Here is a 24,337-nt window from a genome sequence, read left to right as displayed (position 1 = left end):
GGGCAGCCCAGCGCGTCCATGGCCTGCTCCAGCTGGGCGTCCAGGTCCCACGCGTTGGCGTGGTCCAGGTCCTCCTGCAGCTTGCCCATCTCGTCCATGAGGGCGTCGGTGTACTCCACGCCCATCAGCTCGGCGACCTCGTTGAAGCGCTTGAGCTTCTTCATGGTCTCGGCCGCGCCGTCCTGGACGTTCTCCAGGACCGTCTTGGACTCGTCGAGCTGGGGCTCCTGCATGAGGATGCCGACGGTGAAGCCGGGCGACAGGAACGCGTCGCCGTTGGACGGCTGCTCCAGGCCCGCCATGATCTTCAGAACGGTGGACTTACCGGCGCCGTTCGGGCCGACCACACCGATCTTCGCGCCGGGCAGGAAGTTCAAGGAGACGTCATCAAGAATCACCTTGTCGCCGTGCGCCTTGCGCGTCTTGCGCATGGTGTAGATGAACTCAGCCAAGAGAAACCGTCCGGCAGATCGATGGGTGGGCAGATACACCCCATCTTGCCAGTCGTCCACCCCTACGGGCGAATGGGTAGGTCAGCCCCCGCGCCGCCCGTGCCGTGCCCGGCCGGACGCCGTGACGCCCCGGTCACCGTCGGCCACGAGGCGGGCCGAGCGGTGCCACGGGGGCGGCGAAGGGGACGGCGGAGGGGGTCGGAGCAGCAGGTCAGCGCGGGTGCCGGGGGCCCGGTTCTCGATGATCGGCGCGAGGATGTCCCGGCGGGCCGGGCCCCGGCCGCGGCGCGCCCGCGCGGGCACTTGGGCGCCTGCTGCCCGGGCGTCGGGTGGCGGAGCTCCGCCACCCGATCCGGGCGTCGGAGCGGCCTCCGGGTGGCCGAGGGCCCGGAGCGGGCACCTCGTGATCGCGCCAATCGACCACCAGGAAGCCGCCCTCCCGACAACGGGGGGCCGTCACCGTCACCGTCACCGTCAGCGGAAGCGGTACACCGTCAGGGCGTCCGGGAGGGCGTCGAGGACGAGGGCGGGCGGGGCGGGGGTGTGCTCGCCGTCGTACGCGAGCGGGGTGTCCGGCGGGATGTCGCCGATGCGCAGGCTCCGCAGGCGGGTGGCCGTGTGGACGGGGGAACGGCTCAGCGGGCCCGTGAGCGCGGCCGCGAGCAGGCGCGGGCCGGGGCGGCCGCCGCCGTGGACGGCGCGGACGTCGAGCAGGCCCTCGCCGAGGCTGTCACGCCGGCGGGGGGTCGCTCCGGTGCCGTGGTAGGTGCCGTTGCCGGCGAAGAGCAGCCAGACGCTCCGGGGCCGCCCGGCCAGCCGGAGCCGTACGGGGCGCTCCGCGCGCAGGACCTTCCACGCGGCCAGCAGCGCGGCCGGGCCGCCGCCGATCCGCGGTGCCCAGCGCAGGCGGTGCCCCAGCAGCTCGGGATAGGCGCCGATGCTGAAGGTGTTCAGGAAGTACCCGCAGCCGCCGTCCTCGGGACCCGGGCCCGGGGTGAAGCGGCCCACGCTGACCCGGACCGCACGGCCGGCGGCGACGGCGCGGCAGGTCTCATCGGCTCCGCCCAGGCCGAGGTCGAGGGCGAAGTGGTTGAGGGTGCCGCCGGGGAACACCGCCAGCGGCACCCCGGCCCGCAGCGCGGCGGTGGCGGCCGCGTTGACGGTGCCGTCGCCGCCGCACACCCCGAGGACCGTGGACCGGGCGGCGGCCGCCGCCAGCTCCGCGGGCAGCTCCGGCCCCTCGCACTCGACCACCTCGGCCCGGGGCAACCGGGCGCGCAGTTCGTCGATCCCCGCGGCGGCGGCCGTACCGGAACCGGTGTTGACCACGACGGTGAGCCCGGCCCCGTCCGGCAGCGCGGGCGCCTCGGCGGCGGTCCGCTCGTCGCCCGGCACGATCCGCGCCTCCTCCACGGCGCGGGTGAGGCGGCGTACGACGAGACCCGCGGCAACGCCCAGCGCCGCCCCGACGGCCACGTCGGAGGGGTAGTGGACCCCCGTGTACACGCGGGAGAACGCCACGGACGCCGCCACGGGGGCCAGTGCGGCGCCCCAGCCCGGCGCCCCCAGCGCGAGCCCGGTGGTGAACGCGAACGCGGAGGCCGAGTGCCCGGACGGGAACGAGGTGGTCGTCGGCTGCGTCACGAGCCGCCGCACCTCGGGCACCCCCTCCAGGAGCGGCCGGGGCCGGCGTACGGACCACTTGCCGATGGTGTTGACGGTGGCCGAGGCCAACGCCAGCGAGGCGGCTCCGCACAGCGCGGCCTTGCGGGCCCCTGTCGAACCGAGGACCGCGATCGCCGCGGCGGCCCCGCCCCACAGCACCCCGTGGTTGGCGGCCCGCCCCAGCCTCGGCAGCACCCGGTCGCCCGCCGGCCAGTGCCGACGGGCCACCCCGTCGAACAGCGCCCGGTCCCACCGCGCGGCGGCACCTCTCCACGTCAACTCTTGATCGCCCATTGCCCACGCCTACCCGCGGGCCCGCGCTGAAACCGCCTCCCCGCCCGCCGACCGCCGAAGCGGCACTCGTACGGACCAAGCCGACGCCCTGCCCGAGACCCGCCTGCCCGCCTGCCCACTGCCCGCCTGCCGAGGAACGACCTCACGGCCGACGCGGAGCGACCTCACGTCCGACGCGCCGCTCCCCGGGCCCCGCCCCGAGGGGACGGGGGTACTCCCTACGCCTGGTCCTCCTCGTCCAGCGGGCGCTTGCGCAGGAGGAGGACCACCAGGCCGCCCAGGACCACCAGGCCCACCGCCAGCGAGGCGATGACCGGGGTCGCGGCCGAGCTGCCGCTGGTGGCCAGGTGCTCCTCGTCCGGGCTGGACTCGGCCGAAGCTGCCGCGGCCGCCGCAGCGGCAGCCGCGGCGGCCTGCGTCACCGCCGGCCCGTCGCCCGTGGTGCCCGCCTCCGCCACGACCACCGGCTGCGGCCAGACCGCACTCGCCGTCGCCGCCAGGGCGGACTCGCTGGAGCCTGCCACGATCTGGGTCTGGCTCGGCGCCTCGCCGGTGAAGACCCGCCCGACCGGCACCTTCGTGGAGCCCTGGACGGTGACGGACGCCGAGCCGTCCGGGGTGCCCGCGGGCACCTCGAAGTACAGCCTGCTGCCGTTCGCCGCGGTGGTGACCGGCCGCCCCTCGGCGTCGACCACCCGGACGCCCATCGCCGCGGCCGCCGCGTCCGGGGTGACCGTCACGCTCTGCGCCCCCGTCCGCACGGTGACCGGCCCGAGCCGCGTGCCCACCGGCCCCGACACGCGCCCGGGGTCCAGCCCCAGCGAGGCCGGCGGCTCCGGCAGCTTGCCCGCCGACCGCTGGAGGTAGTCGGCCAGCTTCTCCGCCGCCGGGTCGGTGGCCTCCACCTGCGCCCCGTCCGCCAGCCGCCAGATCGCGACCTGTGTACCGGCCGCCGCGCTCTCCGCGGTCAGGGCGCCGGCCCCGGCCGCCTTCGCCAGTCCGGCGAGATCGTTCAGCTGCGGATAGGAGTGCTCCAGGATCCAGCGGATCCGACCCGCCTCCCCGTTCCCGGCGAGCAGGCTGCCGCTCCAGCCGCTCTCCGTGTACCGGGCCTGCGGCTGGGCGTTGCCCGCCACGCCGACCCCGTAGGTCTGGAGCATCCCGCCGCCGTCGACCCGCATCTCGTACAGCCCGGCCGGGATCTGGCGGACCGACCCGTCCTTGCCGCGCAGGACGGCCTGTCCGTACGTCTTCAGCCCGTCCAGCACGGCGCTCGCGCCTTCAGGTGTCCGGGACGCGGGAGTCCCGGAGTCGGCGGCCGCCTGGGCGGCCGGTGCCGTGGCCAGGGCCGCGGCGAGCAGCGCGGCCGCCAACGGCCGCCGTGCGCTGGCCCGTACCGGCGCCACCCCCGCCACGCCGTCCAGGGACGCGGCGGGCGCGAGCGCGGCGGCCGGTGGTGCGGAAGTGACGGACGGGGTAATGCAAGGAGTAAGCGAAGAAGGAGCGGAATCAGGAGCGGAGGATGCGGGAACGGCAATCGACACAGTCTTCCCCTTCGGGCCAATGACCCAGGTGCCCGTGAGTACCGGGGAATCCTAACCGCCTCGAACACTCAGACCACCGCCACCTTCTGAGTGGCCATCAGTGGCGGGTCCGCCTTGACGACCCGGCGGAACGCCGCCGTCCCCCGGTTCAGGTCGTGCCCGACGGCGGTCGCGTCGATGTCCGCCGAGAACCACCGGTTGCCCTCGCCGTCGGGCGGATCGTCCCGCACCCGCAGCCGCCCGTGCACCACCAGCGGCTCTCCGACCGCGACGGAACCGGCCAGGTTCACCGCGAGCGCGCGCCGCGCCCACACCGTGTAGAAGCTGGTGGGCCCGTCCGCCCACGCCTCCTTGCGCCGGTCGAAGTACCGCGGCGTCACGGCGAACCGGAACCGCGCCGACGGCCCGGTCGCCGTCTCCTTGTAGTCGATCTGCGTGGCCACACAGCCGACCAGCGTCACCAGGGTGTCGTTCATCCCGGCGGCCCTCCCCCACGTCCGTACCCGCATCGGTACCCGCACGGACCATCCGCACGAGGTACGAACCATGCTGGCGCGACCCCCCGGATCCCGCTCGGGCCTGTGGACTACTCGCGGGTTGTGGACAACTTCGTCCCCCCTGCGGCCACCGTCGCGTACTGCTCGCGCACCTCCCGGTAGCGCAGCAGCTCCGCCGCCACCGGCTCCAGCACCCGGGCCCGTCCGACGCCGGCCGCCGCCTGCCGCAGCCGCCGCTCCGCGTCCTGCCCGTACCGCCGCGCCGGGCCCCTGGCCGCGATCGAGCAGGCCCACTCCACCAGCGGACCGCCGACGATGCCCGCCACCATCAGCAGCACCGGCGGCATCAGGCGCGGCTGAAGGACCCCGACGATCTGCCCGACCAGCCACAGTCCGCCGTAGATCTGCAGCAGTGTCATCGCCGCCTGCGCCAGCACCGCCGCGGGCCACCACGTGGGCCGCGGTGGCCTCGCACTGGGCACCGTGACCGCCGACCCGAGCGTCACCGCGATCTCGTCCAGCGCCTCCGGGAGCTGGTCGGCGCCGCGCACCGCGGTCTCCCGTACCGCCTGCGCCCAGGCGTCGGGCAGCCCGTCGGCCGCCGCGTCGGCGACCGTCCGTACGGCCTGCTCCACCCGCTGGCGCGCGGTCACCTCCTCGTCGGCCGGCGCCTGCGCGTCCACCGGACCGCGGCCGCCGCCGATCACCGCCAGGGCGGCCAGTCCGGCCAGCGTGCGCGGGGTGCGCCGGCCCTCGTACCACCGCCACAGCCTCAGCCACGGGGTGCCGCACGCCTTCCCGGCGTTGCGGCGCCAGGCCCGCTCGGCGGCGAGCCCGGCCGCGTACGCCCCGACCGCCTCCGCGAGCCGGTCCTCGAACTCGGCGCGCGCCGCCTCCCCGATCTCCGGCGACGGATGGCCGTCGGCCACGTACAGGGGGCGCAGGCGTCCGGCGGCCCGGTCGAGATCGGCGGAGATCCGGCGGGTCGCGGCGCCCTTCTCCTGGGTGAACTGTGCGAGGAGGTCGCGCAGTTCACCGACGCCCTCGCCGGTCAGTGCGGACAGCCCGAGGACGGTGGCGCCGGGCTCGTCGTGCTCGCCGAGGGCGATGCCGTCGTCGTCGAGCAGCCGCCGCAGGTCGTCCAGTACGAGGTCGGCCGACTCGCCGGGCAGCCGGTCCACCTGGTTCAGCACGACGAACGTCACCTCGGCGTGCCCGGCCAGTGGCCGCAGGTACCGCTCGTGCAGCACGGCGTCGGCGTACTTCTCCGGGTCGACCACCCACACCACCGCGTCGACCAGGGCGAGCACCCGGTCCACGTGGTCGCGGTGGGCGCCGACCGCGGAGTCCAGGTCCGGCAGGTCGACCAGGACCATGCCGCGCAGCGCGCCGGCCTCGGAGGTCTCGCGCGGGCGGCGGCGCAGCCGGCCCGGGATCTCCAGGCGGTCGAGCAGCCCGGCGGCGCCGTCGGACCAACTGCACGCGATGGGCGCGGCGGTCGTCGGCCTGCGCAGCCCGGTCTCGGAGATCTGCACTCCGGCGAGTGAATTGAAGAGCGTGGACTTGCCGCTTCCGGTGGCTCCGGCGATCGCGACGACCGTGTGCTGCGTCGACAGCCCGCGCCGCGCGGCCGCCTCGTCGAGCACCCGGCCCGCCTCGGCGAGGGTCTTGCCGTCGAGCCGGGTCCGCGAGAGCCCGACCAGCTCGCGCAGCGCTTCGAGGCGGGTGCGCAGGGCCTGCCCCTCGGAGCTGAGCGGCTGTGAGGGCGCCTTGCCCCCGTCGTTTCCGGCACCGGAGACGGCGCGGATGAGCGCGTCGTCGCTCCCGTCGCCTCCGTCGTCCCCTTCGCCGCGTGCGCCGAGTTCGCCGAGTGCGGCGCCGTCCTCGACGTCGGCCCCGACGCCTGCGCGGCGCGAACGTGCGATGAATCCGTCGTCCCAGCGGTCATCGGTGCGGTCGCGGTCGGTCAGAGCGGTCACCGCGTCACCTCTCCTTCTGCAGTAGGGACAGCGCGGCGATCAGCTCGGCCTGCGGTTCCGGCGTCACTTCGAGCGCCTCCAGCGGGGCCAGCCGGCGGTCCCGTTCGGCGCGCAGCACCTGTTCCAGGTGTTCGGCGACCAGTTCGCCGCCCCGGTCGCGCAGTCGTACGGCGGCCTGTACGCCGATCCGCTCCGCGAGCTTCTCCCCGGCGGGCCGGGCCCGTTTGCCGCCGAGGAGGGCCGCGACGAGGAGGGCGGCGATCCCGTCGGGGTCGGGCGCGGGCTGCTTGTCGAGCCGGGCCACCTCCTCCTCGGCGAGTTCCTCCAGTACGCGCCGCCAGCGCCGTACGGCCATGCCGATACGTTCCGCCGCCTCACGGTCGGGCGCGGGCAACCGCACCGCCCCGGCGGCCGGCTCACGCCGCCAGGCCTGCGCGATGCGCTCGTCGGCGGCGGCCACGGCGCACTGGAGCAGCGCCGCGAGCGACTCGGCGAGCGAGTCGAGCAGTTCGTCGGTGCTCGTGTCGAGGGGATAGCCGCGCCACCGCGTCAGCGCGTCGCCGGCCAGTACCGCGCCCTGGTCGAGGCGGCCCCGGACCCGCTTGCCCTCCCTCTTGTACGCGTCCTCGACGGCCGAGGTCAGCCGTACGGCGGCGGCGTGCTGGGCGGCGACGGCGGATGCCAGCTCCGGCATCCGCCGCCCGAGCGAGTCCAGCGCGCCGAGGGCGGTCCGTCCGACGGCGTACTGGCGTGCGGCGGGGTCCTGCGCGTGGTGGGCGAGCCACGCGAACAGGGGGGCGACGGCGCTGGCGGGCAGCAGCCCGCCCCCGCCGGCCGATTCGGGCAGCTCGGGCACCGTGAAGCGCGGTACGTCGCCCAGCCCGGCCCGGGTGAGCAGGGCCCCGTACTGGCGCGAGACCTCGGCGAGCACCTGGTGCGGGACCCGGTCGAGGACGATGCCCAGGGTGGCCTTGTACTGCTTGGCGGTGCGCAGCAGGTGCCAGGGGACGGCGTCGGCGTACCGCGAGGCGGTGGTGACCATGACCCAGACGTCGGCGGCGCAGATGAGCTGCGCGGCGAGTGTCCGGTTCTCGACCACGAGGGAGTCGATGTCGGGGGCGTCGAGGATGGCGAGCCCTCGGGGGAGGCCCGCGACGGTCTCGATGCGCAGTTCGCGGGTGGCGGCGGTGTTCCCGGATCCGCGGGGAGAGCCGCGGTGGGGTCCGGGGAGGGGGTCGTCCTCGCCGGGCGGAGCCCAGACCCGCATCAGGTCGGGGAGCACCCGCATGCCGGCGAACCAGTGATGGTCATCCGGATGGCAGACGAGTACGGGGATGCGGGTGGTGGGCCGCAGGACGCCGGCCTCACTCACCTGGCGTCCCACGAGGGAGTTGACGAGAGTGGACTTACCGGCCCCGGTGGACCCGCCGACGACGGCGAGCAGCGGCGCCTCGGGCGCCTTCAGCCGGGGTACGAGGTAGTCGTCGAGCTGCGCGAGCAGCTCGGCTCTGGTCTGGCGGGCGCGCGGGGCGCCGGGCAGGGGCAGCGGCAGACGCACGGACGCGACCCGGTCGCGCAGGGCGGACAGGGCATCGAGCAGCTGAGGCCGAACATCCAAGGTCACCACATGCGAAGAATGCCCAATTTGGGACCATTTTTGAAGCTTATACGCCCTCTGCGCGCCGATCGCGAGTTCAGTGAGACTTTTCGGGCACACCGGACGAGTGGGACTCAGGCATAACGAGTGCACAACACCAGGCCCGCCGCGGCGCAAAAGCGGTGCGAGAATCGCACCTGCCTGCGATTATCGGGACCGCTTCACCGAACCTCCACATCGTGGCACGCGGGTGAAGCAACCGGGACAAGGCGGCCGGAGCCCTATCCTTGACCCGGTCCGGACGAGAGTCCCACCCCCACCCCGGGGCTCCAGGCCACCACGGCCACCTTCCGGCCCCCGTAGCTCAGTGGATAGAGCAGGTGCCTTCTAAGCACTTGGCCGCAGGTTCGAGTCCTGCCGGGGGCACTCTCCACGTCCCACCCCGAGCCCTCCCCACCAGGGAGGGCTTTCGTGCGGGCCAGGGGGTGTCTAGGCGGTGACGCCGTTCACGTGCGCGAGGGACTCCGCCAGTGCGCGCCAGATCTCGGACCACAGCTCGACGTTGCCGGACCGCGCGCCTCCTTGGCCAGGCGCTCCATGGCGACCACGGCACCCGCCCGGACCTCGGCGATGATCGCCGGCTGGTTGCGCGGGATCTCCAGCCGCGCCCGGTCCTGCCCGCCCACGCCCTCGGGGTCCTCGCCGAGCCGTGCGCTGAGCGTCGTGGCCTCGTCGAAGCGTCCTTCGTGGAAGGCGGGTTGGCATCGCAGGACGAGCGATTCCCGGTGGTGCAGCGGCATGCCGACCGGATCGACCGCGGACGCGGCCTCCAGCAGCCTGCGGCGCGCCTCCCCGATGTCCCGCAGATCCATCTGCAGGTACATGGACGCGGCGGCCAGGCGCAGCCACGGCACGGGGTCCTCGTTGCCGCTCTTCTCGGCCGCGACGCCGGGACGCACCCCGGTCACGGCCGGGACCTGGTCGGGCCACGTCACCGGGGAGATCGAGGTCCACGCGGTGGGCTGCGCGCACGAGGAGATGCGGCTCCGGCCCCCCTCGCCGCGATCGCCCGCGTCGTGGCCCGCCACCTCGCCTGACCCGCCCGGCCACCGCCCCTTCCGCCACCGCGGGAGGGGCGGCCGTCGTCCCCGTGCGCACTGGTGCCGCAACGGGGTCGTGCGGGAGGCTGGGGGGATGGCGGACGGATCCGGTGAGCGGGCGAGGTCGTTCGGGGCGGCGGCCGGGCGGTACGGGGACTACCGGCCCTCGTATCCCGACGCGCTGGCGGACGCCCTGGAGGAGCTCTCCGGGGTGGCGCTGGCCGGGGCCCGGGTCGCCGACGTGGGCGCCGGGACCGGGATCGCCACCGGGCTGCTGCACGCCCGGGGCGCGCGGGTCGTCGGCGTCGAGCCCGGGGCGGGGATGGCCGCGGAATTCCGGCGGCGCCACCCGCACGTACCGCTCGTACGGGGAGACGGGGACCGGCTGCCCTTCGCTTCAGGGGCACTCGACCTCCTCGCGTACGCGCAGTCCTGGCACTGGACCGATCCGGCCCGGTCCGGGCCGGAGGCCCTGCGGGTGCTGCGGCCCGGCGGGGCGCTGGCCGTCTGGTCGAACGACCCCGACGTGGACGTCGGGTGGATCGCCGGCCAGGAGGAGCGGATCGAGGAACGGTTCGGCCCCGGCTGGTACGTCAACGAACATCCGCGCCCGCAGGCCGGCTTGGAGTTCACCACCAGGTCGTTGCGCTGGTCCCGCCGGGTCCCCGTCGATGTCCACCTCGCCAAGCTGGCGACCCATTCCCTCTTCCTGATCGGGCGGGCCGGGACCGACGAGTTCCTGGACGAGGAGAGGGAGCGGCTCCGCGAGCTGTTCCCCGGGGGGACCGTCGAGGAGCACTACGTCGTCGACCTGCGGGTCGCGCGGGCGGGCCGGCCGGAGCGGCCCCGGACGTGATCCGGCGTGCGGCGTGCGGGGGTCCACCGGCACGCGGACGCGGCCGGTCCCGCCCGAGGGGGGTCGGGCGGGACCGGAGACCAAGGGGCGCAGGGGCCGATCACGGGTGCGCTCAGGCGACCGGCGCGTCCTGCGGGGAGACGCCGAAGGCCTTGACCGCCTGGTAATAGGTCCACGCGGTGCTGTCGCAGGAGCCCTTCTTCACACCCGAGTACGCCGCGCAGACGCGCTTGAGGTCGGCGTAGAGGGCGTCGTCCAGCCTCGCCTTGTTGGCCTGGAACACACCTGCCGCCTTGTGGTTGCGGTAGCCGAAGTCGTGCCGGGCGCAGGACGTCTGGAAGGGGAAGCCGAAGGGGTTGTCGGGCGAGGAGGAGCAGTAGTCGGTGGACCAGTCGAACCCGTACGCCGACCACTTGCCCTGGTTGCCGCGCGCGGCGACCCAGGCGTTGTAGCTGGCGGCGCTGGTCTGCGTCCAACTGCTCAGGACCTGCGGCTTGTCGGCCGGGACCGCCGACGCGGGGGTGGCGGCGACGAGCACACCGGCCGCCGCGGACGCGAGGAGGGGAACGAGACGACGGCGCATGGCATTCCTCCAGGACGGGGGGGGTGGGGGGGCCGCCCGGAGGTACCCCCGGTACGGCGTCGGATCCCACCCTCGGGGCACGTCCTATCGCCGCCGCTTAACGCCGCTATAACGCCGCTCGCCGGGTGCGGGTGTCGGGTGCGGGCGCGGACGCGGGCGTGGGCGGGCGCGGACAAGGGGCCCGCCTTCACGGCCGGTTGCCGGCGGGTGCAGCTCTCAGGTAGCACGCCGTATCAGACTTCCGGCAGAGAACGGGTTCGTCCTACGGAGGGACGCGCGAGGGGGCGGGGGCGGCCGAGACTGGATCACATGAACCGCCGTCCCCTCGTCATCGCCGCCGCCACTGTGGGAGTCGTCGCCACCGCCGCCCTGGCGCTGCCCAACCTCCCGCCCAACCCGCTGACCGACTCCATCAACGACCGGGTCTTCGAGGAGAAGAGCAAGCACTTCGCGACCGCCGCCGACGCGCCCACCCGCGCCAACGCGGCCTTCACGCTGCCGTCCTGGGTGCCCAAGGACGCCACCGACATACGCATACGGGTGCGCACCAGCGGCGAGGCCAGGCTGATCCGCTTCACGCTCGGAGCGACCCCGCTGGACGGCCCGCAGTGCACGGCGGGCACGCCGAAGGACCTGGGCGGGCGGAAGTTGAACGCGAAGTGGTGGCCGAACGGCATTCGGGCCGAGGAGCGGCCCGAATGCCGGGACGTCCACCAGTACCAGGTGGCGGTGCGCGGCAAGCGCGTCTACGCCTGGACGGACGGCACCCGGTCACCGGGCTCCGAGCCGCAGGACAACCCCCCGGCCACGGCCCACGCCCGCAGCCGGGGCTAGAAGGTGTCCGCAGACACGGGCTTCCGCCCGGCACCCCGAGAGCACGCACCGGACGCCGCGGGACCGCCGTTCGGGCGGACGGCGCTGCTTCGCGGACACTCCCTGGACGTCCCTTCCGGATCGGCGCTCGTCTAGGCTCATCGGGTGAGTACGTACGTGAACCGACTCGGCGAGGACGCCCCGCGGACCGGCGAACCCCCGGCGGGGACCGCCGTGGCGGTGTGGTCCCTGGACACCACGCTCGACGTGGTCGGCGGCCACCGGGTCGACGCGGCGCTGTCGCTCCTGGACGCGGGCGAACGGGAGCGGGCCGGGCGGCTGCTGCGGGCCGGGGACCGGCACCGGTACCTCGCCTCCCACGTGGGGCTGCGGGTGCTGCTCGGCGGCTACCTCGGGCTGGCCCCGCAGGAGGTCGTGCTGGTCCGTGAGGACTGCCCGTGCTGTGACGGCCCGCACGGGCGGCCGGCGGTGGCGGGGGGCGCGGTGCAGTTCTCGCTCTCGCACAGCGACGACCTGGCGTACCTCGCGTTCGCGGCGGTGCCGGTCGGGGTCGACGTGGAGGCGGTGCCGAGCGCGGCGGCGGTGGCGGACGTGCTGCACGCCCTGCATCCGGCGGAGACGGCGGAGCTCTCCGCGCTGCCCGCGCAGGAGCGGCCCCAGGCGCTGGCCCGCCTGTGGTCGCGTAAGGAGGCCTACTTCAAGGGCACGGGCACCGGCCTGGCCCTGGGCCTGGCCGAGCCCTACGTGGGCTCGGGCCCCGCCCCGTCCCCGGTGCCCGGCTGGCACCTCACGGACCTCCCGGCCCCCGCCGCGTACGCGGCGGCCCTGGCCCTCCGCGCCTGACGCCACGCCCCACCCCGCACCACCCCCGCCCCATTGCGCCGCTCGCCACGCCGGGTCGAAATCAAGGTCGCCGCTCGTCGCACGGCCCTATCGTGACCGCCATGGACATCCGCCCCGCCCGTACCGTCGCCGAACTCCAGGCCGCGGAGGGGCTCTTCGACGGCCCCGCCCGACTCGACTGGTCCGAACGCTTCCTCTCCGCGCCGGGACACCTGATGCTCATCGCCTACGTGGACGACATCCCGGCCGGCATGGTCTCCGGGGTCGAGATGAGCCACCCCGACAAGGGCACCGAGATGTGCCTGTACGAGCTCTCCGTCGACGAGGGCTACCGGCGCCGCGGCATCGGCCGCGCCCTGACCGCGGCCCTCGTCGAGGAGGCCAAGGCACGCGGCTGCTACGGCATGTGGGTGGGGGTCGACACCGACAACGAGGCCGCCCTGGCCACCTACGCCTCCGCCGGCTCCCGCGACGAGGGCGTCTTCGCGATGCGCGGCTGGCCCCTGTCCGGCTGACGCCGGTCTTCCGGATCCTGCCGGGGACCCGTTCGGCGGCGTGTCGTGGGGCCAGTCGGCGCACCCTCCGCGCGAGCGGGGCGCGGCTCGCCGAGCATCGGCCGCATGACCGCATTCACCGCGCTGCTCCCGGCCGCCGCCCTGCTGGCGGCGGCCACGGCCGTGGCGCCGCACCCCGCAACCGCCGCCGACACCGACACCGCGACCGGCACCGCCCCGTACGTCGTCGTCCTCAAGGACACCACCTCCCGCGCCCCGACCCGCGCCCTGGCCGCCGAGGCCGAGGGCTTCGGCGACCAGGTCGGGGACGTCTACGACACCGTCCTCAGCGGCTTCGCCGTCCGCACCACCGCCGCCCGCGCCGAAGCCCTGGCCGCCGACCCCCGGGTGGCCTCGGTGGAGCCGGACTCCGAGTTCCGAATCAGCGACGCGCAGAGCCCGGCGCCCTGGCCCCTGGACCGGATCGACCAGAGCGCGCTCCCGCTCGACGGCTCGTACGCGTACGCCACCACCGCGCAGGGCGTCACCGCGTACGTCGTGGACACCGGGATCTACACGAGCCACCAGGAGTTCGGGGGCCGGGCCCGGGTCGGCTACAACGGGGTGTTCCTGGAGGGTTCCAGCGACTGCAACGGCCACGGCACGCACGTCGCGGGCACCCTGGGCGGGGCGACGTACGGCGTGGCGAAGGGGGTCTCCCTCGTCGGCGTCAAGGTCGCCAACTGCAAGGGATCCGCGTCCCTGACCTCCATCCTGGGCGGCCTGGAGTGGATGGTGAAGGACGCCGCCAAGGCCCCCGGCACCCCCGCCGTCGCCAACATGAGCATGGGCGGCACCCGCAGCTACGCCCTCGACGCGGCGGTGGCGCGGGCGGTCGCCGCCGGGATCACCTTCACCGTCGCCGCCGGCAACTCCGCCGACGACGCCTGCACCGGCTCCCCCGCCGCCGCCCCCTCGGCGCTCACGATCGGCGCGGCCGACGTCGCCGACCAGTGGGCCCCCTTCTCCAGTCACGGCCGCTGCGTGGACCTCGTCGCACCGGGCGTCTCCGTCACCTCCGCCTGGAAGGGCTCGGCGACCACCCTCGCCCGCGCCTCCGGCACCTCCATGGCGGCCCCGCACGCGGCGGGCGTCGCGGCCCTGATCCTGGCGGAGGGCATCGCGGCGGGCGGTACGGCGAAGACCCCCGCCGAGGTCTCCGCCGAGCTGGTGCGGGACGCCGTACGGGACCGTCTCACCGGGGTCCCTGCCGACACGGCCAACCTGCTCCTGCACCACCCGCCGGCCGCCGGCTAGGCCGTGCCTCCCGGATCTTTCGGATCACGCCGGTCAAGCCCGCGGGCTTGACCGGCGTGATCCGAAAGATCCCGTACGACCGGGTCGGTGCGCGCGCCGACGCCACGGCCCGTGCCCAGGTCAGCGCCCGGGCCGGCCCCCCGCCCGCACCCCACCCATCCCACCCGCCCCGCACCCCTGACGACCCGATCTGATGGGACATCAATTTCTGTGCGCTTCGGGCGAAAGCAAGCCATTGACTTCTCATCACAGCGACGCGTCAATGTCGGCCACCGCACCGGCTCGGCCTCCCCCACACAGCGGGTGGGGGGAGGGGTTCGTCTGACGAAGGAGTCGCGACCCAGTGAGTACAACGTTCCGACGAAGAATTCTGGCCGGGGCGGGCGCCCTGTCCCTCGCGCTGACGGGCGGCGTGGTGGGCCTGACCGGCACCGCCCAGGCGGCGACCGTGACCACCCCCGTCTTCGAGAACTGCGACGCCCCGGCACCGCAGCCGGACGGTTCGGGCAACCAGAACTACACGATCACCGTGCCCGACACGGCCAAGGCCGGCGACGTCGTACCGATCACGATCGACCCCGGTGCGAGCCCGCTGATCCCCGGCTTCTCCGTCACGACGGTGAACACCACCAAGATCACCCTCAAGGTGGGCACGACCACCCAGGTCGTCACCAGCCCGCCCGAGACCGTCAGCGTCGTCGCCGGCACCCCGCTCGACCCGAAGTCCTTCTCCGGAACCATCAAGATCCCGGACGGCACCGAGGGCACCGCGGTCGACGTCAAGCTGGACCTGGCGGTCACCGACGCGGACCTCAGCGGTTCCGTGTTCACGACGACCTGCACCCCGGCGCCCCGCCCGAGCGCCACCCTCGGCTCGGTCGCCGTAGAGGCCCTGCCCAAGGACCCGGTCACCACCAAGCTGACACCCAACAGCGGCAAGGCCGGCACGGCCGTCGCGGTCAACGGCGCCAACTTCCCGGCCGGCCCCGTCACCTGCTCCGCCCTCCTCGCGGGCGCGGCGACCGGTGACACCGGCACCGGTACGGCGGACGCGAGCGGCGCCGCCACCTGCAACATCACCGTCACCAAGAAGGCCGACGCCATCAAGATCGACGGCTCGGTCACCCCGTACAAGTCCTTCGTGTACCTGGAGGACCAGGCGGGCGTGAAGAACCCGGTCGACATCGAGGTCCTCCCCGGCCCGCTGGCGCTCGGCCCGAAGGACGGCCAGCCGGCCGTCGCCTTCCCCTCGGTCACCATCAACGGCAAGGCCCAGTCGGTGGTCGGCGTCTTCAACGCCGCGACCGTCCAGGACTTCCGCGGCGGCACCCTCGGCTGGGACGTGACGGCGACCCGTACGCCGTTCCTGAACCAGGCGACCGGCCACTCGATGGCCAAGGCGCAGATCGGCATCCAGCCGTCCTGCACCGTGACCAACCCGGACAGCCCGAGCACCTGCACCGCGGGCACTCCGGGCGCGATCTCCGATACCCCGATGAAGGTGGCCTCGCAGGCGGCCGGCGGGGACGAGCTGACCGGTGGTGAGTTCGCCGTCGGCGGCGCCGGGATGATCCAGCTCCCTCCGTTCATGTTCGCCGACACCTACCAGACGGTCGTCACCTTCTCGATCGCCTGACCCGGCAGGAGCAGTGCACCCAGGGTGGTGCGGCGCCACGGCGCCGCACCACCCCTTCGGCTTCCGCCCCACCCCGCCTGCCCTCCCCGCCTCTTCGCCCCGCCTCCCCCGCCCTCCCCGCCTCTTCGCCCCGCCTCCCCGCGCCGACTGGAGAACCGCCCATGCGCCCCCGCCCCCGCATCGCCGCCTACGGTCCGCTCCTCACCCTCTTGCTGCTGGTCGCGGGCCTGCTGCTGCCGGCCGCGACGGCGACGGCCGCGGACAACGGCACCTGGGGGGTGTTCCCGACCCCCGCGGCCGGCGCCGCGATGACCGACCGCGCGTACTTCTTCCACCAGGGCGCGGCCGGGACCACCATCAGCGACAGCGTGACCGTCCTGAACTCCTCCGACCGGGAGCTGACCTTCCAGGTCTTCGCCACCGACGCCGTGAACACCCCGGCCGGCGGCGCCTTCGCGCTGCTGCCGGTGGAGCAGAAGCCCAAGGACGTGGGCGCGTGGATCGCGCTGGCGCCCGAGGCGGCGACCACCGTGACCGTCCCGCCCAAAGGCCGCAAGGACATCCCGTTCACGGTGAAGGTCCCCGAGGACGCGACGCCCGGCGACCACGTCGGCGGGATCGTCGCCCTCAACACCGCGGTGGAGGGCATCCGGCAGGAGGGCAAGGTCCAGGTCGGGGTGAAGCGGCAGGTCGGCTCGCGGCTGTACTTCCGGGTGCCGGGGCCGGTCACACCGGGGCTGAGCGTGGAGGACGTGAAGGTCAGCCGGTCCGCGCCGCTGCTGCCGTGGGTCAAGAACGCCCGCGCCACGGTCTCGTACACGCTGGTCAACCGGGGCAACGTGGTCGTCGAGCCCAAGGTGGCGGTCTCCGCGCAGGGCCTGTTCGGGCGGACGGTGCTGGACCGGCCGGCGCGCGAGCTGAAGCTGGTCCTGCTGCCCGGCCAGCGGATCGAGCTGACCGAACCGTGGGCGGACGCGCCGCAGTCGGACTGGGTGACCGTACGGATCTCGGCCGGGGCGACGGCCTATCCGGACCTGACCTCGGCGTCCGAGGCGGAGTTCATCGCCGTGCCGTGGCCCGCCTTCGGCGCGCTGCTGGTGCTGGCGGGCGCCGCCCTCACCTCCCTGGTCCTGCGGCGCCGCCGCCCCCACGCGGAACGGGCCGAGTCCGCGCCGGACTTGGCCGCGACCCACTGACGGGCGAGGGTGGTCCCGGTGCGGCGTCCGGCCGTCACCGGCGACGGGGGGACGACCGATGGAACGACAGCACACCGAGACCGGCGCGGCGTCCGGCCTGCTGCCCGGCATCGAGCGCGCACTGGGCGCCGCCGGCGCGACGCGCATCGAAGGCTCCGGCTGGACCCGCCTCACGCTGCGGCTCGCCGGCAGCCGCCTCACCGTGGACGTGGTCGCGGACACGCGGCGGCCGCCGCGCGGGATCGCGTACCTGCTGCCCGGCGGCGGGCTGAACTTCGCCGCCGACTTCTTCACCCCGGGCGGCCCGGACGACCACAACCTCGCCCACCTGCTGCGCCGCCGGGGCCTGCTGGTCGTCGGCGTGACCCCGCGCGAGGACGCCGCGACCGCCGCCGAGATCACCGCCTCCTGGGGGCTCGCGGCGCACCGCCGGGACCTGGCCGGGGTGGTGCGCGCGCTGGATTCCGTACGGGCACTGCCGTACGCGTACGCGGGCCACTCGGCCGGGGCCGCCCTCGCGCTCGACGCCGCCTCGCACGACGAGTCGCCCCGGCTGCGCCGGGTGCTCGTCCTGGACACGACCGGACCGTACACCGGTGACCTGGCACTGCGGGCGGCCGCGACGCGGGACGCGTACGCCGACCAGCTCGCGCGGGGCACGTACGCGACCGACCCGGGGCTGGCGGCTCTGATCTCCAGGGCCGTCACTGACCCGGCGGGTCCCTCGCAGGCCCCCTGGCCGCCGGATCCTGAGCTCCGCTTCACCCACGCCGGGCTCGCCCACTTCGCGCTGATCCGTACGGCCGCCCTTCCGGGCCCGGCGAACTGGATCTACGCCCGGGGCCACAGTGCGGGCGAGTACGCCTTCGGCGCGACCCCGGCCGGGGACCGCTTCGCTCTGGCCCGCACCCCGCTCACCACCTGGCACGCGGCCACCTCCGCTCTCGGCAGCGGGCTGGTCCCGACCGCCCTGATGCGGGACCTGGCCGCGATCTGGGCGGGAGACGGGACGACGTACCGGATCGCCTGGGAGCGCATCCGGGCCGAGGTGGTCTGGGTCAACACCGCGCTGGGCCGCGGGGACCATCCGCGCGGCGCGGACCTGATCCGCGCGGCCGGCAACGACCGCGTCACCTTCACGGTGGTCCCGGGGTACGGCCACGGCGACGCGGTCTGGAGCCGGACGGCGGCGGCCGACGTCTGGTCCCTGTTCTGAACGCGGGCTCGCCTCCCGCGTGAGGGTGCGGGAGGCGAGCCGGTCGCGAGGCCGATCCATCAGTCAGTCACTCGGTCGGCCGGTCAGTGGTTGCGGGGGAAGCCCAGGTCCACGCCCACCGGCGCCTCGGACGGGTCCGGCCAGCGGGTCGTGACGACCTTGCCGCGGGTGTAGAAGTGGATGCCGTCGTTCCCGTAGATGTGGTGGTCGCCGAAGAGCGAGTCCTTCCAGCCGCCGAAGGAGTGGTAGCCCACCGGCACCGGGATCGGCACGTTGACGCCGACCATGCCCGCCTCGATCTCCAGCTGGAAGCGGCGGGCCGCGCCGCCGTCGCGGGTGAAGATCGCGGTGCCGTTGCCGAACGGCGAGGCGTTGATGAGCGCCACGCCCTCCTCGTAGGTCTCGGCGCGCAGCACGCACAGCACCGGCCCGAAGATCTCGTCGCGGTACGCGTCGGAGTCGGTCTTGACGTTGTCCAGCAGCGACAGGCCGATCCAGTGGCCCTTCTCGAACCCGCCGACCGTGTAACCCGTGCCGTCCAGGATCACGTCCGCGCCCTGGTCGGCCGCGCCCTTCACGTACGAGGCGACCTTGTCGCGGTGGGCGGCCGTGATCAGCGGACCCATCTCGGAGGTCGGGTCGTTGCCGGGGCCGATCTTGATCTTCTCGGCGCGCTCGCGGATCTTCTCCACCAGCGCGTCGCCGATCGATCCGACGGCCACGACCGCCGAGATCGCCATGCAGCGCTCGCCGGCCGAGCCGTACGCGGCCGAGACCGCCGCGTCGGCGGCCGCGTCCAGGTCGGCGTCCGGCAGCACCAGCATGTGGTTCTTGGCGCCGCCCAGCGCCTGGACCCGCTTGCCGTTCGCGGAAGCCGTGGTGTGGATGTGCCGGGCGATGGGCGTCGAGCCGACGAAGGAGACGGCGGCGATGCCCGGGTGGGCGAGCAGCGCGTCGACGGCGACCTTGTCACCGTGGACGACGTTGAGCACACCGGCCGGCAGGCCGGCCTCGGTAGCCAGCTCGGCCAGCTTGTTGGCGGCCGAGGGGTCCTTCTCGCTCGGCTTGAGGATGAAGGTGTTTCCGCAGGCCACGGCCAGCGGGAACATCCACATCGGCACCATCGCCGGGAAGTTGAACGGGGTGATGCCCGCGACCACGCCCAGCGGCTGGCGGATCGAGGAGACGTCGACCCGGCTCGAGACCGAGGTCGACAGCTCGCCCTTGAGCTGCGTGGTGATCCCGCAGGCCAGCTCGACGATCTCCAGGCCGCGCGCCACCTCGCCGAGCGCGTCCGAGTGGACCTTGCCGTGCTCGGCGGTGATCAGCTCGGCGATGGCGTCGCGGTTGGCGTCCAGCAGGGCGCGGTAGGCGAAGAGCACCTTGGTACGGGCGGCCAGCGAGGACTGGCCCCAGCTCTGGAAGGCCTCCTGGGCCACGCGTACGGCCGCGTCGACCTCATCGGCGGAGGCCAGCGCGACCTGCGTGGTGACCTCGCCGGTGGCCGGGTCGGTGACCGGGCCGTAGTTGCCCGACGCGCCCTCGACGGTCTTGCCACCGATCCAGTGGTTGACGGTCTTCATTGCCTTGCTCCTTCACAGATGGCGACGTCGCTGCGCGGCTTGCCGGTCGTACTCTTCGCGGGCCGCGGCCGCGGATTTCCGTGTCGCGGTCTCGGCCACAGGAACATCCCACCACGCCTGCGCCGGGGGCGGGCCCGACACAGTGTCGGGTGTTCGGGTCTGTGCGTAGACACATGTGGGACGGTCCGCCGCACGCGCCTCGGCGAGGGCTTTCCGCAGGTCACTGATGGTGCGGGTGCGGATCACGGCCATCCCGAGGGAAGCCGCGTTGGCCGCGAGGTCCACCGGCAGCGGGGCGCCGGTGTACGAACCGTCGTCCGCCCGGAAGCGGTACGCGGTCCCGAAGCCCTCCGCGCCGACGGCCCCGGAGAGGCCGCCGATGGAGGCGTAGCCCTGGTTGTCGAGGATCACCACCTTGATCGGGAGGCCCTCCTGCACGGCCGTGACCAGCTCGGTCGGGTTCATCAGGTACGTGCCGTCGCCGACCAGCGCCCACACCGGCCGGCCGGGGGCGGCGAGCGCGACCCCGATCGCGGCCGGGATCTCGTAGCCCATGCAGGAGTACCCGTACTCCACGTGGTACTGGTCGGCCGAGCGGGCCCGCCACAGCTTGTGCAGGTCCCCGGGGAGGGAGCCGGCGGCGTTGATCAGGACGTCGTCGGCGCCGACGACCGCGTCGAGCAGTCCGAGCACCTGGGCCTGCGTCGGGGCGGCATCCTCGTCGGGGGCCGCGTAGGCCCGGTCGACCAGCAGCTCCCAGCCGCTCTTCTTCTCTTTGTACGCCGTCTCGTACCCGGGGTCCACGCGGTACCCGGCGACCGCGGCCCGGAGTTCTTCCAGGCCCTCTCGTGCATCGCAGACCACCGGCCGACCGGCGAGCTTGTGGGCGTCGTACGGGTCGAGGTTGAGCCCGAGGAAGCGGACGGCGGGGTTCTGGAACAGGGTCCCCGAGGCGGTGGTGAAGTCCGTGAGCCGGGTCCCGGCTGCGATGACCAGGTCGGCGCCGCGGGCCAGATCGTCGGCGGTGGCCGTGCCGGTGTGCCCGATGCCGCCGACATCGGCGGGGTGGTCGTACGGGAGCGCCCCCTTGCCCGCCTGCGTCGAGGCCACCGGGATCCCGGTGGCTCCGGCGAACTCAGCCAGCGCGGCCTGGGCCGCGCTGTGCCGGATCCCGCCGCCGGCGACGATCAGTGGGCGTGCGGAGCCCCGTACGGCTTCGGCGGCCCGCGCGAGCTCGTCCCGGTCGGGCCGGGGCCTGCGTACGGTCCACACGCGCTCGGCGAAGAACCCGGGCGGCCACTCGTACGCCTCGGCCTGGACGTCCTGCGGCAGCGCCAGGGTGACCGCGCCGGTCTGCACGGGGTCGGTGAGCACCCGCATCGCCTGGAGGGCGGCCGGGACCAGGGCCTCGGGGCGGGTGATCCGGTCGAAGTGGCGGGAGACGGGCCGGAGCGTGTCGTTGACGGAGATGTCGCCGGCGTAGGGCACCTCCAGCTGCTGGAGGACGGGATCGGCGGGCCGGGTGGCGAAGGTGTCTCCGGGCAGGAGGAGTACGGGAATCCGGTTGATGGTGGCGAGGGCGGCCCCCGTGACGAGGTTGGTGGCGCCGGGCCCGATCGAGGTGGTGACGGCATGGGCCGAGAGCCGCCCGCTGCGGCGGGCGTACCCGACCGCGGCGTGCACCATGGCCTGCTCGTTGCGCCCCTGGAGGAAGGGCATCGCGTCCGGTCCGCTCTCCAGGAGGGCCTGCCCGATGCCGGCGACGTTCCCGTGCCCGAAGATCCCCCAGGTGGCGGCGATCAGCCGCTGTCTGTGCCCGTCGCGCTCGGTGTACTGGGCGGCCAGGAACCGTACGAGGGCCTGGGCGACGGTGAGCCTCATGGAGTCTCGTCCTCCGCTCGGTGTCGGTGGAAGGGCAGCCGGGGGTCGGCGTCCTGGCCGCTCCAGGTGTCCCTGATCCAGGCGTGGTCGGGGTGGTCCCGGATCAGCCACTCGCGGGGCTGGCCCGGGGGTCCGGCCATGACGTTGAGGTAGTACATGTCGTGCCCGGGGGCGGCGATGGACGGCCCGTGCCAGCCGTCCGGGATGAGCACCGCGTCCCCGGTCCTCACCTCGGTGAGGATGTCGGTCTTCCCGGCGGGGGACGGCGTGACACGCTGGTAGCCGACGCCGGGCGTGTCGCCGTGGGGGGCGATCTCGAAGTAGTAGACCTCTTCGAGACGGGACTCGTGGCCGGGGTCGAACTCGTCGTGCTTGTGCGGCGGGTACGAGGACCAGTTCCCGCCGGGGGTCAGCACCTCGACGGCGATGAGCCGGTCGCAGTCGAAGACGTCGGCGGCGGCGAAGTTGTTGACCTGCCGCGTGCAGTGTCCGGCGCCGCGGATCTCGACGGGGACGCCCCCGGCGGCCCCGTACCGGGCGGGCAGCACGTTCTCGCACCGCGCCCCGGCGAGCGCGAACCGCCCTCCGGCTGCGGACCCGATCTCCGCCTGCCCGTCCCGGGGCAGATACGCGAAGTCGCTCACGCCGCAGAACACGCTCTCCCGGCCGCGGAGTTCGAACACCCGCGGCCCGGCCCCGGCGGATCCCGTTGCCTCCCCGCAGCGGATCGTGCAGCCTCCCGCCAGCGGGAGGACGATCCACTCCCGGTCCCCGCACGCGTGCCGGAACACCTCCCCGGGCGCGAGCTCCAGCACCCGCAGCGCCGCGAACCCCATCTCATGCGAGGCGATCGGCGTCACGAACCCAACACCTCCTCCACCTCATCGGCGTACGGCATCGCCGCCGAGCACGCCAGTCGCGAAGCCACGATCGCCCCCGCCGCGTTGGCGAAGCGGAGCACCCGTTCCAGATCCCATCCCGCCAGCAGCCCGTGGCACAGCGCGCCCCCGAACGCGTCCCCGGCCCCCAGCCCGTTCACCACCTCCACCGGCACCGCCGTCGCCTCCACCACCGTCCCGTCCCGCCGCATCGCCAGCACCCCCTCCGGCCCTCGCTTCACCACCGCCAGCTCCACCCCGGCCGCCAGCAGTGCCCGCGCCGCGGCCCGGGGTTCGGACTCGCCGGTCGCGATCGCGCACTCCTGCGCGTTGCCGACCGCCACGGTGGCGAGGGCCAGCGCCTGCGCGTAGGGCTTGTCCGGTTCGCCTCCCCACAGCATCGGCCTCCAGTCGAGGTCGAACACCGTGATCCCTGACTTCGAGCGCGCCTCCAGCGCGGCGAGGGTCGCGGACCGGCTCGGCTCGGCGCTCAGGCCCGTCCCCGTCATCCAGAACACCCGCGCGGCCCGTACCGCCGCCAGGTCCAGCTCCCCCGGCTCGATCTCCAGGTCAGGGGCCTTCGGCAACCGGTAGAAGTACAGCGGAAAGTCGTCCGGCGGGAAGATCTCGCAGAACGTCAGCGGGGTCGGGTACCGCGCCACCTCCCCCGCCCACCGGTCGTCCACCCCGAATCCGCGCAGCTCAGCCCGGAGATAGGCGCCGAAGGGGTCCGCTCCGGTCCGGGTGATCACCGCCACCCGCCGGCCCAGCCGGGCCGCCGCGACGGCGACGTTCGTGGGCGAGCCGCCCAGGAACTTCCCGAAGGTGTCCGCTTCCGCCAGCGGTACACCCGTTCTCAGCGGGTAGAGATCCACCCCGATCCGCCCCATGGTGATCACGTCGAACGCGACATCGTCCGCGGTCGTCACAGGCAGTCCTCCCACTCGTCTCGCACCCTAAGGTGGCCGTCATGACGTCCTCCCCACCCGCGTTGACCCGTATCCGCATCGGTTCGGCTCCGGACTCCTGGGGTGTCTGGTTCCCCGACGATCCGCTGCAGACCCCGTGGGAGCGGTTCCTCGACGAGGTCTCCGGTTCCGGGTACGAGTGGATCGAGCTCGGCCCGTACGGCTACCTCCCCACCGACCCCGCCCGCCTCACCGAGGAGACCGCCGAACGGGGTCTGCGCGTCAGCGCCGGCACCGTCTTCACCGGACTCCATCACGGCCCCGCCGTCTGGGCGCAGACCTGGGAGCACGTGTCGCGGATCGCGGCGCTCACACAGGCCATGGGCGCCGGCCACCTCGTCGTCATCCCGTCCTTCTGGCGCGACGACAAGACCGGCAAGATGCTGGAGGACCCCGCCCTCACCCCGGCGCAGTGGCGTGAACTGACCACGCAGACCGAACGCCTGGGCCGGGAGGTGCAGGACCGGTACGGGCTGCGGATCGTCGTCCACCCGCACGCCGACACCCACATCGACACCCCTGAGAACGTGGCCCGCTTCCTGGACGCCACCGACCCGGACCTGGTCTCCCTGTGCCTGGACACCGGGCACTACGCCTACTGCGGCGGCGACAGCGTCGAGGCCATCGAGACCTTCGCCGAGCGGATCGGCTACCTCCACCTCAAGCAGGTCGACCCGCGGATCCTCGCCGAAGTCCGCGCGGAGCAGCTGCCCTTCGGGCCGGCCGTGGCCCGCGGGGTGATGTGCGAGCCTCCGGCCGGGGTGCCCGCGCTGGAGCCCGTCCTGGCGGCCGCCCAGCGGCTCGGTGTGGACCTCTTCGCCATCGTGGAGCAGGACATGTACCCGTGCCCGCCCGACCGGCCGCTGCCGATCGCCCGCCGCACCCGCGCCTACCTGCGCTCCTGCGGCGCCCGCTGACTCCCCG

Annotated in this window: 21 protein-coding genes and 1 tRNA gene; 10 read left to right on the top strand and 12 right to left on the bottom strand. The window is 74.1% G+C overall.

Annotated elements, in window-relative coordinates:
• The 6 genes from K7B10_RS26110 to K7B10_RS26085 form a co-directional block, all read right to left on the bottom strand.
• Window positions 1-452, bottom strand: a 452-nt coding sequence (locus tag K7B10_RS26110; protein ID WP_229339623.1) for an ATP-binding cassette domain-containing protein, incomplete at its 3' end; no start/stop codon positions are given.
• Between the two features lie 474 nt (window positions 453-926).
• Window positions 927-2,396: a bifunctional phosphatase PAP2/diacylglycerol kinase family protein gene (locus tag K7B10_RS26105; RefSeq protein WP_229339621.1), complete on the bottom strand. Its 1,470-nt coding sequence runs from the start codon at window positions 2,394-2,396 to the stop codon at window positions 927-929.
• A 233-nt stretch (window positions 2,397-2,629) separates the two neighbouring features.
• On the bottom strand, window positions 2,630-3,826 hold the full coding sequence (locus K7B10_RS26100; protein ID WP_229339619.1) for a thioester domain-containing protein: 1,197 nt from the start codon (window positions 3,824-3,826) through the stop codon (window positions 2,630-2,632).
• 197 nt (window positions 3,827-4,023) lie between these two features.
• Entirely contained in the window at window positions 4,024-4,431 is a 408-nt protein-coding gene (locus K7B10_RS26095; protein ID WP_229339617.1) for a single-stranded DNA-binding protein, read from the bottom strand.
• A 110-nt stretch (window positions 4,432-4,541) separates the two neighbouring features.
• Window positions 4,542-6,431, bottom strand: a complete 1,890-nt coding sequence (locus K7B10_RS26090; RefSeq protein WP_229339615.1) for a GTPase — start codon at window positions 6,429-6,431, stop codon at window positions 4,542-4,544.
• Window positions 6,432-6,435: 4 nt separating this feature from the next.
• A complete protein-coding gene (locus K7B10_RS26085) occupies window positions 6,436-8,049 on the bottom strand; it encodes a GTPase domain-containing protein (RefSeq protein WP_229339613.1) in 1,614 nt (537 codons plus the stop codon).
• A 332-nt stretch (window positions 8,050-8,381) separates the two neighbouring features.
• On the opposite strand from K7B10_RS26085, the gene K7B10_RS26080 reads away from it, so the two are divergent.
• Window positions 8,382-8,454: transfer RNA gene (locus tag K7B10_RS26080), tRNA-Arg, on the top strand.
• An 80-nt stretch (window positions 8,455-8,534) separates the two neighbouring features.
• On the opposite strand, the gene K7B10_RS26075 is transcribed toward K7B10_RS26080, so the two are convergent.
• Complete coding sequence (locus K7B10_RS26075) at window positions 8,535-9,023, bottom strand: hypothetical protein (protein ID WP_229339611.1); 489 nt, start codon at window positions 9,021-9,023, stop codon at window positions 8,535-8,537.
• Between the two features lie 199 nt (window positions 9,024-9,222).
• On the opposite strand from K7B10_RS26075, the gene K7B10_RS26070 reads away from it, so the two are divergent.
• Window positions 9,223-9,984, top strand: coding sequence for a class I SAM-dependent methyltransferase (locus K7B10_RS26070; protein WP_229339609.1), 762 nt, complete (start codon window positions 9,223-9,225; stop codon window positions 9,982-9,984).
• 112 nt (window positions 9,985-10,096) lie between these two features.
• Here K7B10_RS26070 and K7B10_RS26065 read toward each other — a convergent pair whose 3' ends face one another.
• The gene (locus K7B10_RS26065; RefSeq protein ID WP_229339607.1) at window positions 10,097-10,567 is read right to left on the bottom strand and encodes a phospholipase; all 471 of its coding nucleotides are present in this window, start codon (window positions 10,565-10,567) and stop codon (window positions 10,097-10,099) included.
• Between the two features lie 309 nt (window positions 10,568-10,876).
• On the opposite strand from K7B10_RS26065, the gene K7B10_RS26060 reads away from it, so the two are divergent.
• From K7B10_RS26060 to K7B10_RS26030, 7 genes are all read left to right on the top strand, one after another.
• Window positions 10,877-11,401, top strand: coding sequence for a hypothetical protein (locus K7B10_RS26060; protein WP_229339605.1), 525 nt, complete (start codon window positions 10,877-10,879; stop codon window positions 11,399-11,401).
• Window positions 11,402-11,545: 144 nt separating this feature from the next.
• Window positions 11,546-12,244 (top strand): 4'-phosphopantetheinyl transferase family protein, encoded by a 699-nt coding sequence (locus tag K7B10_RS26055; RefSeq protein WP_229339603.1) that lies wholly within the window; start codon window positions 11,546-11,548, stop codon window positions 12,242-12,244.
• 101 nt (window positions 12,245-12,345) lie between these two features.
• Window positions 12,346-12,759 carry a GNAT family N-acetyltransferase gene (locus K7B10_RS26050; protein WP_229339601.1) on the top strand — a complete coding sequence of 138 codons (414 nt, stop codon included), beginning with the start codon at window positions 12,346-12,348 and terminating at the stop codon, window positions 12,757-12,759.
• Between the two features lie 105 nt (window positions 12,760-12,864).
• Entirely contained in the window at window positions 12,865-14,055 is a 1,191-nt protein-coding gene (locus tag K7B10_RS26045; RefSeq protein ID WP_229339599.1) for a S8 family peptidase, read from the top strand.
• A 343-nt stretch (window positions 14,056-14,398) separates the two neighbouring features.
• Window positions 14,399-15,691, top strand: a complete 1,293-nt coding sequence (locus tag K7B10_RS26040; protein ID WP_229339597.1) for a hypothetical protein — start codon at window positions 14,399-14,401, stop codon at window positions 15,689-15,691.
• Window positions 15,692-15,852: 161 nt separating this feature from the next.
• A complete protein-coding gene (locus tag K7B10_RS26035) occupies window positions 15,853-16,887 on the top strand; it encodes a WxL protein peptidoglycan domain-containing protein (protein ID WP_229339595.1) in 1,035 nt (344 codons plus the stop codon).
• 58 nt (window positions 16,888-16,945) lie between these two features.
• Entirely contained in the window at window positions 16,946-18,103 is a 1,158-nt protein-coding gene (locus tag K7B10_RS26030; protein WP_229339593.1) for a hypothetical protein, read from the top strand.
• A gap of 83 nt (window positions 18,104-18,186) precedes the next feature.
• Here K7B10_RS26030 and K7B10_RS26025 read toward each other — a convergent pair whose 3' ends face one another.
• From K7B10_RS26025 to iolC, 4 genes are read right to left on the bottom strand one after another with little or no spacing between them, the layout of a single operon-like run.
• A complete protein-coding gene (locus tag K7B10_RS26025) occupies window positions 18,187-19,686 on the bottom strand; it encodes a CoA-acylating methylmalonate-semialdehyde dehydrogenase (RefSeq protein ID WP_229339591.1) in 1,500 nt (499 codons plus the stop codon).
• A gap of 12 nt (window positions 19,687-19,698) precedes the next feature.
• Entirely contained in the window at window positions 19,699-21,567 is a 1,869-nt protein-coding gene (gene iolD / locus K7B10_RS26020) for a 3D-(3,5/4)-trihydroxycyclohexane-1,2-dione acylhydrolase (decyclizing) (protein WP_229339589.1), read from the bottom strand.
• Window positions 21,564-22,403, bottom strand: coding sequence for a 5-deoxy-glucuronate isomerase (iolB, locus tag K7B10_RS26015; protein WP_229345416.1), 840 nt, complete (start codon window positions 22,401-22,403; stop codon window positions 21,564-21,566). The genes iolD and iolB overlap by 4 nt, the downstream gene beginning before the upstream one ends.
• A 20-nt stretch (window positions 22,404-22,423) precedes the next feature.
• Window positions 22,424-23,374, bottom strand: a complete 951-nt coding sequence (gene iolC, locus K7B10_RS26010) for a 5-dehydro-2-deoxygluconokinase (protein WP_308284637.1) — start codon at window positions 23,372-23,374, stop codon at window positions 22,424-22,426.
• A 41-nt stretch (window positions 23,375-23,415) separates the two neighbouring features.
• Here iolC and K7B10_RS26005 point away from each other — a divergent pair, with 41 nt between their 5' ends.
• The gene (locus tag K7B10_RS26005) at window positions 23,416-24,330 is read left to right on the top strand and encodes a sugar phosphate isomerase/epimerase family protein (protein WP_229339587.1); all 915 of its coding nucleotides are present in this window, start codon (window positions 23,416-23,418) and stop codon (window positions 24,328-24,330) included.
• The last annotated feature ends 7 nt before the right edge of the window (window positions 24,331-24,337 follow it).

It is taken from the genome of Streptomyces flavotricini (assembly GCF_020639365.1).
In the GTDB taxonomy this organism is placed as follows: Bacteria; Actinomycetota; Actinomycetes; order Streptomycetales; family Streptomycetaceae; genus Streptomyces; species Streptomyces flavotricini.
This window is presented reverse-complemented; position numbering and strand designations above follow the sequence as displayed.